A 12491-nucleotide genomic window follows, 5' to 3' on the forward strand; every position below is an offset into this window, starting at 1 on the left:
GGTGGAATTGATTTTATCGAAAGAGCGTCCTTTTTTCAATTTTCGGCTTCCTGATTCTGGTTAATCAACAGGCGTGACTTTTTGTACTTATATGTATGTTAAATGTGCATGATTTATTATACATGCGTCGGTTCAATAACTGCTTGATTTTTCTCCAGTGCTGTGCGATAATTCCAATACAACTTCCTGCGGGTGTAGTTCAATGGCAGAACTCCAGCTTCCCAAGCTGGTGGCGTGGGTTCGATTCCCATCACCCGCTTTGTATCACTCTTTGTTTAGTGATCAGGCGAACCCAATATCCAAAAAACCAACACACTTACCTTGTGGCATAAGGCAGGTGTGTTTTTGCATACTCATGAAATTGTAAAACCTCCTGCATTGAAACTATTCCTATTGGCAAATTCATTCATTATGGCATCGGCAGCCCGTTTATAGCCACCCGCCTGGCGTAAAGATTCGCCGATCACATGAGCCTGCTGTTTATAAGCGGGATTGCTCAGCACTTCTTCCAAAGCAGCTCTCAAAGCAGCAGGGGTGAGGTTATTTTTATCTAAAGCAATGCCCGCTCCCAGTTCCTCCACCCGCTTCGCCACAAGAGGCTGATCCGAGGTTAATGGAATCATCACCAGAGGCACATTGTAATACAGAGCCTCACTTGTGCTGTTCATTCCTGCATGGGTAATAAAGGCGTCTGCATGCTGCAGCATTTCCAACTGCGGAACATAAGGTTTTACAATAAAATTAGCGGGAATCCGATCCTTCAACGGTTCCATATCCGTATACTTGCCTGAAGATAAGACAAACGTCACTGGCAAATCCTGAAAAGCGTCAAAGCAAAGCTTGTAGAAATCCAAGTCTTTATTTAAAATGGTCCCCATTGCAATGTAAACCATCCGATGATGTCGGGCACGCAGCTGTTCGAACGGGAAAGACGGAGCATCTTTACGCGGTATGATCGAAGGACCGACAAAAATAAAGCGATCGTCCAGCTTTTCTGCTTGCGGTTGAAAATAGCGGCTTGTATAAACGAGCTTTAATCGCCCCGCAGGTTTGGATATCTCGTCCATAGCCGGGGCACGCACTTGAAATTCGTCGGATAATTGCCGTGTCAATTTCATCGTGGCCTCATACAGCTTCTGTACGTCCGCACTTTTCCCATCCAAGCCTTGGTCCGTCCCCAAAGGTTCTACGAAAGCAAAGGAAGCAATGGAGCATACCGCAGGGATTCCTAGCTTTTCTGCGATGATCGTGCCTCCCCAGCCCATCAAGGAGTCGAAAATCAAATAATCGAACGTCTCATTCGCCGTAACCCGCAGAACTTCCGGGACGATCTTCCGAATAATCCCGCCAACCATCATATAGACGAACTGATACGGATGCTTGTACTCCGCCGGCTTTAACTCCGGATCATGGGAAAAAGCGTCTTCGGGAAAAGGATACGTCCGCAACTCAGCTCCGGTTTGTTCAATTCTGGAACGATACTCCTCCGTGCATACATAGACAACTTCCTCGCCGTTCTCCGTCAACTGCTTTACTAACCCTAGCGACGGGTTAACGTGACCTTCAGCCGGAGTAATAACAACCAACACACGAGCCATCTTTTTCACCTCTATATCACGATTCCATTATTACCCTATATATACATTAAATCCATCGCCTTGTATAGACTTGACAATGAGAAGTTCTTGTTGAAAAATAGTTGGATGAAAAAAAACAATCAAACGATCTTGTGATATCCTTAAGATTTCTAGGCCTTAGACGATATCGCCATATTTCAGATTGATAACTCTTATCTTTTCGACTGTTATTGTGTACATCAACAAATATGTGTCGTGTTACAACACTAAAAGGTACTCCGAAAATAGCATTTTGGGGGGCAGAGAGTCAGAAACCGGGAGTATAATAAAAGAATCAACGATCAAAAAATTGCTTTGGCAAAAGCTAAAAAAAGTGGTACGGTTTATTTTCTGAAAGATTCAAACTATACTTATGATGTACAAGTTCATAAACCTACAATGACAGAAGAATGGCATGGTAAAACTGCTAAAGCGTTGGCTGGCTTCTATGCGGGTAGTTATCTGACAATGGGTAAGGCATGGTATGTAATATTGGGTTCGGGAGGAACTGGAGCAATTTTAACAGACAATTTGTTAGGTAGTGCGCCAGATTCAGGGGTAACTAAAACAATGATTTATAGAACGAATAAGGAAACAAGAAAGATTGAAAATATGATTATTGATACAAATGGGTATCTACCAATTCAAGTTCGTTATTGGAAGGAATATCGATGATAATGAACTACAAATCAAAATACCTTAATTCATAATTTTTGGGGGTACGATATTTGCCGTATCCTTATGGACTTGAAGTAAGATGATCTACATATTCCTAAGCAACTTACTAACCCATGCCTCTGAAAATCCTAAGATTTTGGCTAACTCTTTTTGTGAGGCTTCAGGGTTTTCCTTGATCGCTTGATGCAGACGATCCAATGCTTTTTTCCTTCTTATAGAAATTTTTTGCTCTTCTGTCTCATTAGCTCGTTCACGTTCTAGTCCTTCGATGAAGACCTGAAGCGCCGGAAGGCTTTGAATACATGGCGAACAAACATAAAACCGTTTGAAGTAAATGAGTTGTTGCTTGCTTGAACAAAACAAACATTCTTCTGCTGGATATTTATAAACCATAATCGCCTTTCTCTCGTCATCGTAGAAACACTCTGTCCTGACATTAGGATCAAGATTCAAAACACGCCTAAGCTCCGTGGGGATTACTATTCTCCCAAAATTGTCTACAACCCTGACAATTCCCGTTCTTCTGCCATCTTGCATCAATCACACCTCAAACAATAACGATTTCTAGTTTACACACCGCATTTTCCTAATTTGAGCAATTAAAACGTAGGCATCTAATTGTTGGCTCAATTGGACCATATATTCACTCGTTAAACTCTCACCTTGCTGTACGGCCTCTTCCATTTGGTTCAGGATGTTTTTCATTACGTTCTGTAATGCTTGGTCATTTAGAGGATCAATTTTATACTGCTTGGGAGCCTCCTCTCCAAATGCTTGTTGCGTCATGTAAATTTCTCCTTTTTACCGTTGATTTACTGATTCGAGTATACTGTGACGTATGGCAACTTATTATTTTTAGGTTATTGTTGATACAGTCATAAGTTAAAATAGAAAAAGCCCGAACACTAAGTCCGGACGTTTTATCAGCACTGTATGAAACTAAATGAATTTTCAAACTACTTTCAAGTATTTGTTAATGTCCAGGATCAACATCTATACTTTGGACAACAGAACCGGGGTTTGGCAGTGGAGGAAAATTAGGAACAGTTCCAAAAAAGATGAAAGACAGAACTGCCATCAAGACGAGCTTTTTCATATCATTCACCTCCAATTGGGTTAAATTGGGATACTATATATTATACACCTCCTGCAATATGCTTACATACTGTAAATCAAATTGTTTATTTGATTTCAAAAAATAGGTAAAAATTTGATTCATGCATTCCTCTCTCTCTTTAGTTTCATTAATTTTTCCAAAAGCGTGCATACTAAGAACAAAGCTTTGTATCCCCTCGTAAACCATTCCAATTTCAAGTTGATATGCCCCTTTTTGACGGTAATACACTCCAATTCCATAGTTTGTATGCGGACTTTCGTGATTGTCTGGCAAAAATTCTCGTTCTTTTTCCAGCAATTCGGCAATTGATTTCATATCTTTAGTTTTCAGATAAATTTCAATAAGCTCGGTTGCAATGCTTATTTTATAGTTATTGCTTAGTTCATTCATGTAGCTTCGGAGCAGGGGAATGGCAATATCATATTCTTTTTTTCTTGCTTTGGTTATGGCTCGTGTAATTTTAGCTGCTTCGGAAACAAAAGCATACTCAAACCGTTCGAACACGTCCAAACATCTTTCTACTGTATCATATTGCTTTAATTGAGAGTGTGAATTAATCATAGCCAGATAAGCTCTAGCTTTTAGCTCAGTTTCTCTATCTTCTAAGTTAATACCTGTAATGCAATGTTTAATACAGTCCGTATATTTCTTTGTATTATGAGCATGTAATCCCATTCTAAAATAAAAAGTTATTTTTTCCTCTCTGGACAAAAAATCCGTGTAATGTAGTATCTCTTGCCCTTCTTGATACGTTTGTTCCAGCCGTTTTAAATCAAGTCGTATGATTAAATACTTCCGGAACAATCCTTTTGCTAAGTATGGTATCGTGCCGTGCCATCTTGAATATTGAATAATAACATCAAATAGTGCTACTTTCAGGGAAGCACCCTTCATTTCTTGTGTAAAATTAAACAATCGTTCTAAAGAATCTTCCGTCTCATTGTTTGGAGATTCAAGCAAACGTAAGGCTACCTTGGGCGCAAGGTCAACGGTTTCCTCACAGGTGATAACTTCAGTTAGAATTTCTAACAAAGTATCGACTCGGTTTTCATGTTCAATGTAACATTCAATGACTTTTTTATATGGAACGAGTAGTACCGGGGCAATTGCCTTCACTGTTTTAAATTCTGGATGTTTCGTCTCTCCAGTTTGAATTTTATGAAGGACTCCTCTTCTAAGTCCAGTAAGCTCCTCAAGATTCGCGTATGTCAAGTTTTTCTCTTTTCTAAGTTGGAAGATGAAATCTGCGATGGTGTTATTCCGATGCTTAATATCCACCATAATACATAACCTTCCTTTTTTGTTTAAGTTTTTACATTGGTCAATTATAGCAAAGCACATTCCATTTTACAATTATTTGATTTATATGATATTTCATCTAATTTCGTCTGTGATACAACGATTCGCTAAATTTCTACAAAGTATAACTGTTATTTGGTAATCTATGTAACCACTTTGGAAATTTGAAGAAATTAGCGAAATAAAAATAGATATCAATTCCTATCCCATATTTTGTTTTATTGTGATAAATTGTGTTTGAATGATGAGGTCGCGACGAATTGATCAAAATTATTTAAGATATGGAGGCGTTAATTTGATCAAAAAAAGCATTTTGTCCATCTCTTAGCCCTTTCAGTTTTGATTTCTGGATTTGGAAGTTCAGTATTTGCAGAAGCTCCCAAAGGGCCTGAACAAACCTCGAATCTGACAAACACTGTTGACTTGTCCTCGAAAACGCTTGTCAAGCGAACTGTTTCATCGACATCAGAAGGCGACAAGCTTTGCATTATCAATTTACTAACTGGTGGAATTACTACAAATGAACAAAATTATATATATGACCTTGAAAAACTTAAAGGCTCGTTTGGCGAAACAACCGATCCTATGGGTTCAAAGAGAGTCGGGTTATGTTATACCTTGTACATGCGCCTTTTACAAAGCTGCTACGCCAGATCAAATCTATAGTTTTGTCAAAGAAACAGGCTTTTTCTTGCCAACGAGTTACATCGATTTCTTGAAAATGCACGATGGCGCTATCTTATTTCAAGACCAGTCCGAGTATGTTGATTCTCCTTGGTATATTTTTGGCTTGGAGGAAATTATGGAATACTCGGAACAAAATGAACTGCCTCCTAACCTGTATGCCATTGCGAAGTATGACCAAATCATTATTTTTATTGATTCGTCGCGGGTCAAAGAGGGAAGGGAAGACTACTTATTCGAAGGTGCAACTATCGGCCATGATTACGAAGCAATTAATCTTAATTTCGAAGTATGGTTTGAAAGACTTATTGTTTGCCAAGGTGCTTTTTTCTGGTATTGGAACAACTATTCACTAAAAAACTATCAGCCGGAAGAGATTTCACTTGATGAGCTTAATGAAATGGAAGAGTAAGGAAATCAGAAAGAGTTGAAAAGCACATTATATAGATTTTAAAGTATGAATTGGAGGATCACACCAGTAACAGCGTAGAAAAACATAACGAATTTGCTGCGTTTGCTGGTGCAAAAACATACTCTGCAAAAGCCGAAGCGACAACTTCTGTGCTTGGTATTGATCTCATCAAATCTGAGGTTTCTCTTGAGTGGGAAGTAGAGAATTCCAAGGTTACAAAAATCCATAATAGCGGGGGTAAAGTGCTTCGGAATTGGATTCCTGTTGTTGACATTTGACAAATGATACTCCGTATATCTCAAACAATGTAGCATATCAGACTTCTTATTTTGCATGGAATTTTGTCTACAAAGTGCTTGGATTACTTATGGGAACAGCCACTCACAAAATTTGGGGTGATTCTAATGGTTGGTATGACTCCTCATTTTCGAAAAGCTGAAGTCAGTGAATAGACTTCCTAAGAAATATGTTCTTGTCATTGTTGTTGTGGCAGTTCTAGTGGCAGTTCTAGTGTTTGGGTTTCTCGTCAGTTTATACTTATTTAAAATGTATTCACCTCGAGTCTCCTAGTAGAAGTTCCACACCAGAGGGGTTTCCTTCTGGTGTGTTTTTATGTTACATTTCACACAATCAAACAGTGAAGGTAGGAAAAGGGATAGCTTATGATTAAGAAATCTTTTTATCTGTTGTGGGGAAGTCAGACCATTTCAAACATCGCTGACATCATTTACTTAATGACAGTAATTTCTTTTGTATTCGGGAACACCAATTCATTGCTGTCCACTGTTATCGTACCATTGATTCGATTTTGTTCCCAGGCAATAAGTGGTTTAGTTTTTCCGTTCGTGGTTTCAAGATTTAGACTGAGCAAAGTTTTGGTCATCGCCCAACTTTCTCAATTCTCCATCTTTTCATGCTTAATGATTTATTATTTTTTTAGCGGATCAATCCCTTTAACTATTTTGTTTCTACTTATTTTTTTAATCTCATTTTTTGACGGATGGGTAAAACCTTGTAGAAATTCCTTGATTCCTCGACTAGCTTCCAAAGACGCTTTAGTCAAAGTAAATGGATTGGTATCTACTAGCGACCAAATCATCAAATGTTCCAGTTGGGCTTTCAGCGGTGTCTTGGTGATTATGCTAGGCACATTTAATTCCATGGTTATCGTTTTGGTCGCATTGTTTATTGCTATGCTTCTTGCTTTTTGGATCAAGGATCATACTGTCATTGACTCCAAGATATCCAACGATAAAGTTTCAAAATGGTCGCAATTTGCGGAAGGATGGAAGATCTCTTTTCAGGACAAGAAAACCAGAACTGTTTTTATGGTCGATGCGATCGATACCATTGGGGGAACAGCTTGGATTGGCGCTTTTGTGCTGGCCTTTTGCGTTCAAGTCCTCCACAAAGATGAGAGTTGGTGGGGGATGATGAATGGCTCTTTCTTTGCTGGCTCAATCCTAGGTGGAATGCTTGTAGTTTCAATTTCTAAGTTTTTTAATAATAGAAAGTTCCCGTTAATGTTGTGGGGACTTGGGATTTACGCTACAATTGCAGGAATATTCGCATTTAACATCAACCCTTTCGTAGCCATGGCGCTGATGTTTTTGATGGGGCCGCCAATACAAGTTACCGCTGTCATTAGAAAAACATTGTTACAAGAAAATGTCCAAGAAGTAAAACTACCCAAGGTCATGTCTTGCCTTGAAGTAGTCAACAATGTAGTTTTTAGCACTTCATTGCTTTCTCTTGGATGGGTGGCAGATACTTTCGGCATTACGGTAATATATGGAATAGCTGCTGTAGCTACTTTAGTGTCAGTAGCGATTGGAATAGTGGCGAGATCAAATTTTACAGAACAAAAAGCAGAAGCTCTCCAACGCGAGGCTATGAGGTATTGAATAATAAACCAAATACATATTTTGAACAGTCCTCCCCCGCCGTCTATCACACATTTGAAGCAAGCTAGCGAATTCGGTAAAATCAGGGGGAAGCGCAAAATCAATCGCTCAAGGAGGGGTTATCGATGAAATACCGAAAGCTGGGCAACACAAACATGAAGGTGTCCGTCATCGGGGTCGGCACATGGCAGTTCGGCGGCGAATGGGGCAAGCCGTTTACCCAAGAGGAAGCGGATGCGATTCTGGACGAAGCCAAAGCGTGCGGCATCAATCTGATCGACACCGCGGAATGCTACGGGGACCATACGTCCGAATCGCTCATCGGAAGCTACATCTCCCGGGGAAGACGCGAAGACTGGATCATTGCCACCAAGTTCGGGCATAAATTTCACGCCCATCTGGACCGGAGTCAGGAATGGTCGCCGCAGGCCGTGCTGGCACAGCTCGATGCCTCGCTCAAAGCGCTCCGGACGGACTACATAGATCTTTATCAGTTTCATTCGGGCACAGACGAAGTCTTCGATCAAGACGAGCTGTGGACTTTGCTGGATAAACAAGTACAGGCCGGAAAAATACGGCATCTCGGCACGTCCATCGGCAGCAACGACAACCTCCATCAGACGGACGCCTCCGAACGCGTGAATTCGAAGGTCATTCAAGTCGTTTACAACCGGCTTGACCGCAAGCCGGAGGAGCGGGTCTTCCCGTCCTGCGAGCGCCAAGGACTCGGCGTGCTGGCACGCGTGCCGCTGGCCAGCGGCTACCTGAGCGGCAAATACAATCCCGGCGCCTCGTTCACGGAGAACGACGTCCGCCATCGGCACGACCCGGAGCAAACGCGGCTGAAGCTGGAGGAAGTGAAGCGCATCCGCGAGCACGAAGTGCCGGAAGGCATGGACATGGCGACTTGGGCGCTGGCCTGGTGCCTGAAGCATCCTGCGGTCAGCGCGGTGATTCCGGGCTGCAAAAGCCGCCAGCAGGTCATCGCCAACGCCGCGGCTGCACAGTATGTCGGCGAAGGTCACCCGCAAGCTTGGCAGGAAACGAAGGCCTGATCGCCCGAACCGATCGGTCGCTACATGCCTCTAGGAAGCGGCGGTCTCCCCTTGCAGCCAAAAAACAAACAAGCGTTCCAGCTTCGCATTAGGCGAGGCTGGAACGCTTGTTTGTTGCTTGATCCGTCAAGCCGAAGGCCGCAGCGATCAGATCGGTAAACTCGTTGGCCGGAACCGGCTTGCTGTAAATATAGCCTTGAATTTCCCTGCATTTGATATCGAGCAGGAAGGAAAGCTGCTCCTCCGTCTCGACCCCTTCGGCAATAACATTCAGCTTCAGGCTGAGCGCCATCGCCATAATTGCCCGGACGATGGCGGCGTCGTCCGGATCGACCGTAATGTCGCGGACGAACTGCTGCGCAATTTTGAGCTTGTCGATCGGAAACTTCTTGAGATAACCGAGGGACGAATAGCCGGTGCCGAAATCATCCATCGAGATATGTACGCCGAGATCGCGCAAGGTTTGCAGCTTTTGAATCACTTGATCCACGTGGTACATCGCAATGCTCTCGGTAATTTCCAGCTCCAAATACCGCGGCTCCAGCCCGCTTTCCTGCAGCGCGTCGAGAACCACCTGGACGAAATCGTGCTGGTGAAACTGAATCGGAGAGATGTTCACCGCCATCTTCAGCGGCGGAAACCCGGCAAGCTGCCACGCTTTATTCTGCTTGCAGGCCGTCCGCAGCACCCATTGTCCGATCGGAATGATCAATCCCGTCTCTTCGGCCAGCGGAATAAATTCACCCGGCGAGATAAAGCCAAGCCGCGGATGATTCCAACGGATGAGGGCCTCCATTCCGTTCATGCGGGTCGTGAAAATATCGACCTGCGGCTGGTAATACAGGACAAACTCCTCCTGCTCCAGCGCCTTGTTCAGCCACTCTTCCATTACCAGCTTCTGAATGACCGTATCGTTCATCTCGGCCTTGTAGAACCGGTAGCCGTTTCTACCAAGCTCCTTGGCCCGGTACATGGCCGTATCGGCATTTTTCATGAGCGTAATGGGATCTTCCCCGTCCTGCGGATACATCGCGATTCCGATACTGCAGCCCACACGAACCTCATGGCCGTCTATGGGAAAAGGCTGGCTAAGCAGATGGATGATTTTCTGCGCCGTCTTTTCGATGTCTTGCGGCTGCGACGCATCCTTGATCAGCACGGTAAATTCGTCCCCGCCCTGCCGCGACACGCAATCGCCTGCCTGCAATCCGCTTTTGAGCCGTTCCGCCGCTTCCGCCAACAGGAGATCGCCGAACGCATGACCGAACGTATCGTTGACGTTCTTAAACCGGTCCAGATCGATGAACATCACGGACAGCTTGCGCCCCGACAGCTTTGCCGCCCGGATCGACTTGCCGACGCTTTGCTGGAACTTCTGGCGGTTCGGCAGCCCGGTCAGCATATCGTGATAGGCGAGGTACGTAAGCTGGCGTACCGTTAATTCCCGGTTGCGGATATCCGTCAGTACAATATAAAGGATCGGCGTCGTAAGCAGAGCGAGGCCCGCCAGATCGACCGTAGTTCGCATCAAGTCGGCGGTTTGCCACAACATATAGCGCACCGCCAATGCCACAATCTCTGCGAGCGCCATAATCACGACGGCCGGGGCCAACGCCCGAATCGGTTTGACGCTGTTGTTTCGAACGGCCGAATTAAGAATCGGCGCAACCAACAGCACGGTCAAGCCCGACGTCACAAAGTCCAACGGGTCATTCGACGCACCAAGCAACGGTTTGAGCGAAAGCAGTACGATTTCCACGCCGGCCATCACACACAACAAATGCAGAAGCGCAGCGTGCCGGTGCAGTTTATACCGCCATTCCCGCAGCAGCCCCGAACCTGCAAGACTCCGTTTTTTTTCCATGTCACTCCTCTGCTTCCTCATAAAGAAGGGTTTTTCTTTTATTCTAATTCTCCAGAACCAAAAGAACAACAGGACTTTAGTCATAAAGACCCATATTCATCGACATCAAACGAGATTAAAATGACGATCAATAGACGCGGAACCTATGTTCATATACCGTTTCGTCGTCATTGCTGTCAAGAACCCGTACCTCCAGCTTCCAATGGCCGGGATAAGGCAAATAAGCTCCGCGCGTTTTGTACGTATGTCTTTTTAACCCGAACGACTCCTCGAAGCTCACATCCTCCGTATATTCGACAGGCACCAGTAACGGCGCAATTTCCGGATTGTCCGTCGCCTGCAGCTTCATGATCACCTGCTTCGGTTTGCCGAGCTTTTCGGGCAGCCACACTTTTACGGTAAAATCGTTGACGCCCGGCACCTTCGGACTGATCTGCGCGGTCATATGAATCTTCTCGCCCATCACATGCCAGTTCATCGGTTCATTGGCCGGAAGCGGGGTTAAATAAGTAAATACGCCGACGACGCCGACAATAAGCGCCATCAGCACGGCGTCGACGCCAAGCAGACGGCCTGCACTTCGTTCGCTGCTTTTGCGGAACAAGAAGCGGATCAGCGCCGCGGTCACGACGACCAGCAGCACGAGCCCGGTCTTCGCCAGAAGCAGCTTGCCCCACCCTGTCTCCACGATATACCGTACGTCCGGGAGAAAAATGAACACGGTCAGCACGCCGGAGACGGTCAGCAGCAGCATGCTGATCAGCGCCGCCGTAGAGAAGTTCGGAAGGAACCGTTTGCCCAGCTCCTTATCCGTACGCCATAAGACGAGCAGCATCAGCAAGCCCCCGACCCATACCGCAGAGGCGGCCAGATGAAGCCAGTCCAGCACCAGCGTTTCGCTTTTCGGTTCGAACGCGGCCGCATGCCCGAGCAGGCTTTTGGCGAACCAGACGAGCGCAAGCCAGATATAGTCGAAAAAGACGCTGCGGTACAGAACGACAAAGGACAGCAGCGCCAGCAGCAGTCCGCCGAGCCAGGCGTAGCCGACCGTCGTTTGGGTGAACAAACGCAGCAGACCTTCCGCTCCCCCGTCGCCGATCAGATCGCCCATATGCGCCCACATGAACAAAATATATGCGATCAAATAGAGCTGCTGCAGCCGTTCCGCCCACTGTTTCAGCCGGACGCGGGACGGATCTGTTTTTTCTCCGGGAACGAACCAGCGAAGCCAGAGCAGCCAGCCCGTAAAGCCGAGCAAAGCCAAATAAAACAAAATACGCGAGCCGAATTGCAGTACATCCTTCACTCCAAACGTACTCATCGGACCGTCGTGACGGTGCAAATGCTCCATCGCAGGCGCGCTGCCGCCGACACCGGACGGCTGATCCAGACTTTGGCCGACCGCGAACAAATAAGTGCCGTCCACAGGATGCCCGTCGGCCGAGATAACGTGATAAGTCACCACATAGATGCCTTTGGTAAGTCCGGGCAGGTCCAGGGTCAAGGCCGTGCGGGACTCGTTCATCACAGCCGCTTTGTCCGTCACCTTGCGCTTGCTGCCGTCGTAGACCCTTAAATAGTACAGCCCCTCCTCCAGACGTTCGTTAAACGTCAAGACCACCTGCTCCGGCGGCTTTTCCAGCTCCGCGCCGTTTGCCGGAACCGTCTGCACGACGGAGGCGTGAGCTCCGGCCGGGGCCGCAGACCCAAGCAGGCACATGAAGCCGAGCCAGACAATCAGCAGCCATAAGGCGAGCCTTCTGTGCGTCCCTCCCCAATTGCCTCTCCATGCCATTTGTTACTCCTCCTATCGTTCACCGGAGACCCGGTGTCATCATCCCATGACCTCAATGTTTTCAGCA

11 protein-coding genes and 1 tRNA gene are annotated in these 12491 nt (G+C 45.6%); 5 read left to right on the plus strand and 7 right to left on the minus strand.

Annotation, left to right across the window (positions count from 1 at the left end):
- Positions 1-188: 188 nt before the first annotated feature.
- Positions 189-259: transfer RNA gene (locus tag NLX71_RS21880), tRNA-Gly, on the plus strand.
- A gap of 94 nt (positions 260-353) precedes the next feature.
- On the opposite strand, the gene NLX71_RS21885 is transcribed toward NLX71_RS21880, so the two are convergent.
- On the minus strand, positions 354-1598 hold the full coding sequence (locus tag NLX71_RS21885) for a macrolide family glycosyltransferase (RefSeq protein ID WP_254365883.1): 1245 nt from the start codon (positions 1596-1598) through the stop codon (positions 354-356).
- Positions 1599-1931: 333 nt separating this feature from the next.
- Here NLX71_RS21885 and NLX71_RS21890 point away from each other — a divergent pair, with 333 nt between their 5' ends.
- Entirely contained in the window at positions 1932-2291 is a 360-nt protein-coding gene (locus NLX71_RS21890; protein ID WP_254365884.1) for a hypothetical protein, read from the plus strand.
- Positions 2292-2378: 87 nt separating this feature from the next.
- Here NLX71_RS21890 and NLX71_RS21895 read toward each other — a convergent pair whose 3' ends face one another.
- From NLX71_RS21895 to NLX71_RS21905, 4 genes are all read right to left on the minus strand, one after another.
- Entirely contained in the window at positions 2379-2831 is a 453-nt protein-coding gene (locus NLX71_RS21895) for an AbrB/MazE/SpoVT family DNA-binding domain-containing protein (protein ID WP_254365885.1), read from the minus strand.
- A 27-nt stretch (positions 2832-2858) separates the two neighbouring features.
- Positions 2859-3080 carry a Spo0E family sporulation regulatory protein-aspartic acid phosphatase gene (locus tag NLX71_RS21900; RefSeq protein WP_254365886.1) on the minus strand — a complete coding sequence of 74 codons (222 nt, stop codon included), beginning with the start codon at positions 3078-3080 and terminating at the stop codon, positions 2859-2861.
- Positions 3081-3267: 187 nt separating this feature from the next.
- Positions 3268-3390 (minus strand): hypothetical protein, encoded by a 123-nt coding sequence (locus tag NLX71_RS26695; protein ID WP_302058386.1) that lies wholly within the window; start codon positions 3388-3390, stop codon positions 3268-3270.
- Between the two features lie 33 nt (positions 3391-3423).
- Positions 3424-4692, minus strand: a complete 1269-nt coding sequence (locus NLX71_RS21905; RefSeq protein ID WP_254365887.1) for a helix-turn-helix domain-containing protein — start codon at positions 4690-4692, stop codon at positions 3424-3426.
- 538 nt (positions 4693-5230) lie between these two features.
- Here NLX71_RS21905 and NLX71_RS21910 point away from each other — a divergent pair.
- The 3 genes from NLX71_RS21910 (at position 5231) to NLX71_RS21920 (ending at position 8765) form a co-directional block, all read left to right on the plus strand.
- On the plus strand, positions 5231-5806 hold the full coding sequence (locus tag NLX71_RS21910) for an SMI1/KNR4 family protein (RefSeq protein ID WP_254365888.1): 576 nt from the start codon (positions 5231-5233) through the stop codon (positions 5804-5806).
- A 662-nt stretch (positions 5807-6468) separates the two neighbouring features.
- Positions 6469-7710: an MFS transporter gene (locus NLX71_RS21915; RefSeq protein ID WP_254365889.1), complete on the plus strand. Its 1242-nt coding sequence runs from the start codon at positions 6469-6471 to the stop codon at positions 7708-7710.
- Between the two features lie 125 nt (positions 7711-7835).
- Positions 7836-8765, plus strand: coding sequence for an aldo/keto reductase (locus NLX71_RS21920; RefSeq protein WP_254365890.1), 930 nt, complete (start codon positions 7836-7838; stop codon positions 8763-8765).
- 88 nt (positions 8766-8853) lie between these two features.
- On the opposite strand, the gene NLX71_RS21925 is transcribed toward NLX71_RS21920, so the two are convergent.
- Positions 8854-10629 carry a putative bifunctional diguanylate cyclase/phosphodiesterase gene (locus NLX71_RS21925; protein ID WP_254365891.1) on the minus strand — a complete coding sequence of 592 codons (1776 nt, stop codon included), beginning with the start codon at positions 10627-10629 and terminating at the stop codon, positions 8854-8856.
- A gap of 127 nt (positions 10630-10756) precedes the next feature.
- Complete coding sequence (locus NLX71_RS21930) at positions 10757-12424, minus strand: copper resistance CopC/CopD family protein (RefSeq protein ID WP_254365892.1); 1668 nt, start codon at positions 12422-12424, stop codon at positions 10757-10759.
- Between the last annotated feature and the right edge of the window lie 67 nt (positions 12425-12491).

Source organism: Paenibacillus sp. MZ04-78.2, assembly GCF_024213375.1.
GTDB lineage: Bacteria > Bacillota > Bacilli > Paenibacillales > NBRC-103111 > Paenibacillus_G.